Here is a 3,559-nt window from a genome sequence, read left to right as displayed (position 1 = left end):
TTCTTATTATGCAAGGGCAAAAAAATAAGGTTTCGCCCAACCCTAGACCCCCGGCCCCTACATAAACGCCCCTCACGCGCCTATGAGGCCCTTCAAGACCTGACCCGAACTTACCCCTTACCTACCTTGAAAAATCCGCGCACACGGCCACTCAGAAAGCCAATATTTCGCCAATCACGGCTCCAGCTTAGAAACCGTCGATTACACACCTGGTCACGCCCCCGGCCGGAAGGCTTCGCCATTAGTAATACGGACACACCCTTGAACACTTTCTTCTGAGGCCCGCTGAGCGTCTGTAATACGCACGGACCTGGGACACCCTGAACACGGTGGGTAATAGACGGAACGGGAAAGCTCTTAACATCAAATACTCAAACGAGTATTTAAAGGCGGGTTTCCAACTTCTTTACCGCAGATAGGGGTCGTTTGCGGGAGGGGGCGGAATCCTACGCTAAGGCTTTGGCCAGCGATATTCTCCGGTGAGATTGATGTGTTCCCATCCGAGCGGCGAAACATGGGCCAAGAGATCGGGCGATAGCAGCTTTCCATCGCGTTTCTGGTTTGCAACGACCTCGCCGAGCTTCATGGTGTTCCAGAAGATGATGATGGCGGCGAGCAGATTCATGCCGGCGATGCGGTAATGCTGGCCTTCGGCGGAACGGTCGCGGATTTCACCGCGGCGGTGGAAGCTGATTGCCCGCTTCAGCGCATGATGAGCTTCGCCTTTGTTGAGCCCGATCTGGGCACGCCGTTGGAGTTCGGCATCCAGAATCCAGTCGATCATGAACAGGGTGCGCTCGACGCGACCGACTTCCCGCAGGGCTGTCGCGAGCTCGTTCTGCCGCGGATAGGAGGCGAGTTTCCGCAGAATCTGGCTTGGCGCGACGGTCCCGGCAGCAATGGTGGCGGCGATGCGCAGGATGTCGGGCCAATTGCGCTCGATCATGGCTTGGTTGACCTTTCCGCCGATCAACGCTCGCAGGTGCGCCGGGGCGGCCGACGGATTGAACGCGTAGAGCCGTTTGGATGGCAGGTCGCGGATGCGCGGAGCGAACCGGTAGCCGAGAATGGCACATGCGGCAAAGACGTGATCGGTGAAGCCGCCCGTGTCGGTGAACTGCTCGCGGATATGGCGTCCAGCATCGTTCATCAGCAGGCCATCGAGGATGTAAGGCGCTTCGCTTGCCGTTGCAGGAATCACCTGGGTTGCGAACGGCGCATATTGGTCGGAGACGTGGCTATAGGCTTTCAGGCCCGGGGTATTGCCATATTTCGCGTTGACCAGGTTCATGGCCTCACCTTGCTCTGTAGCGACGAAGAACTGTCCGTCGCTCGAAGCCGACGTGCCCATGCCCCAGAACCGGGCCATGGGTAACGCTGCCTGTGCCTCGACCACCATGGCCAGCGCCCGGTCATAGGCTTCGCCCTCGACATGCCACCGTCCAATGCGGATCAATTCCCAGAAGGTGTGGGTGTTTGTCGCATCCGCCATTTTGCGCAAGCCGAGGTTGATCCCTTCCGCCAAGATAACGTTCATTAGCCCGATCCGGTCAGCGCAGGGTGCTCCTGTGCGCAGATGGGTGAACGCTTCGGTGAAGCCGGTCGCCGCATCCACCTCCAGCAGGAGATCGGTGATGCGCGTGGGCGGGATCTGCTTGTAGAGATCGAGCACCAGATCTTCGGCGCCTGTCGGCGCGGCGGCTTCGAGTTTCTCGATATGCAGAACGCCGTTTTCAATCGACCCGCCCGGGATCGTGCCTGCGCGAGCGGCACGGCCAAGCTCGCGCAACCGCATGTCGAGGCGAGCTTGCCGGTCTGCCAGCCATTCCTCCGGCCGCAATGGCACAGCGAGACGACCGCCTTCCGCGATGGATTGTGCCGGAACGAGTGCGTGTTTCAGATCGCCATAGCGCCGGGACCTAGTAAGCCAGACATCTCCGGAGCGGAACGCATCGCGCAGATGGAACAGCACCGCGATCTCCCATAGGCGAGCGTCGCCAGCCCTCTGGGCCCGAAGGTGGCGATGCCATTTCGAGCTGGGCCGCAAGAAGCTGGTCATCGCGGCATCGTTCAAACCGGTACGAAGGGCCGTCACCGCTTCCAGAAGCGGCAGTGCAACGGGCGCAGCTCGCAGATCGAGCAGGCGCAACATGCGTGGAGCGTATCGGCGGAAGCGGTGATAACCGTCGAGCACATGATTGAGCGGATCGTCGGCCATGGTGGCGGTCAGCCTGGTTGCCATTGCAACAAGGGTTTTTAAGCCGTCCCACCCTGACCCACTCGCGATGACATCGCCCAGCGGCTGGCCATCATCCTGTGCATCGACCAGGGCGCCCCCGATCTCGGCGAAGGATTTCAGGGTGTCACGCACCACCCCCGCTTCGTCTGCGACCTTTGCATGGCAAATACGCTCCGAAGCACGGTAGAGACGGCCGACGATCCGGTCGTGGGTTTCGACCACTGCGTCGGCCAACATCGCCTGCCATTCCGAGACGCAAACAGCCAAGATCGCAAGCCGCCTGTCCTCCGGGAGATCGCGCATGCCGTCGGCATAATACCGTTCACCCTGCCTGCGCAGACGAGTCACCCGATGGGCAGGAACGCCGGCAAGCAGATCCTCGGGGAGATCGATGCGTTGCAGATATTCGAGCCGGTCGAGCAGCCGGTTGGCCGACGAAGAGTTCGAGCCAGGCTCGAACTGGCGCAGCCACACAAAACGGGTCACCCGATCATCAGCCGTCTCCTCGAGCAATGCCAGCAACTGTTCTCGGATCGACATAGGCAGCCGACTGGCGATCCTCGTCTCGATGCGTCGCTCGGCATCGACGAGAGCCGCGGCACAAAGCCGCTCGATCGTGGATGTCGCGGGAAGGACAGTGCGGGTGCGTCGGCACTCGGCTACGAAGCGACGGGCGATATCCTCGTTCGACACCGCCATCTCGGCTTCTCGGAACAACCATTCCTTCAGCTCGCTCGCACCACGTCCGGAGAAGGTGCGGAAGCCGTAGAGCCCCCGTAACTCGGCAAGATGCTCGTGCCGTGTTTCCTCGCGGGCAGCATAGTCTACGAGATCGTCGGCACCCAGGCCAAGCTGCGCTCCGATAAATTCGATGACCTCTGCAGGGATCAGTTCGCCTGGAGCCAGCACCCGGCCGGGATAGCGCAGGACACACAATTGCAGGGCGAAGCCGAACCTGTTGTGAGCGCGCCGACGCAGCCTGATATGCCCAAGGTCTTCATCACTCAGCGTATAGTGCTTGAGCAAATCCGTCTGTGAAGTCGGCAAGCGCAACAGCGCGTCTTTCTGCCGATCGGTTAGAGTGACGCGACGCGGCATACATGTTCCTTTTTCAAAATCTGATAGCGTTCAAGACGCTTTGTTTATGAAGCTGGTTGAGATACATTTCCAGAGGTCAATGCAATCGTGGCCGAATGTCGTTTTCAGAAGACGGCTGCACTGAACGTCAGAAGCCGACTGCACTATAGCAGCGGAGGGGTTGGATCCATCAGGCAACGACGGGCTGCTGCCGGCCATCAGCGGACGCAGGGAGGACTTTCC

The 3,559-nt window shown here is 60.2% G+C and carries 1 protein-coding gene; it reads right to left on the bottom strand.

What is annotated here, in order from left to right; all coding sequences use genetic code 11:
• Positions 1-451 precede the first annotated feature (451 nt).
• Positions 452-3,337: a Tn3 family transposase gene (locus WCE05_RS25675; RefSeq protein ID WP_001138082.1), complete on the bottom strand. Its 2,886-nt coding sequence runs from the start codon at positions 3,335-3,337 to the stop codon at positions 452-454.
• Between the last annotated feature and the right edge of the window lie 222 nt (positions 3,338-3,559).

It is taken from the genome of Pseudomonas sp. I2 (assembly GCF_040984075.1).
Lineage (GTDB): Bacteria > Pseudomonadota > Gammaproteobacteria > Pseudomonadales > Pseudomonadaceae > Aquipseudomonas > Aquipseudomonas guariconensis_B.
This window is presented reverse-complemented; position numbering and strand designations above follow the sequence as displayed.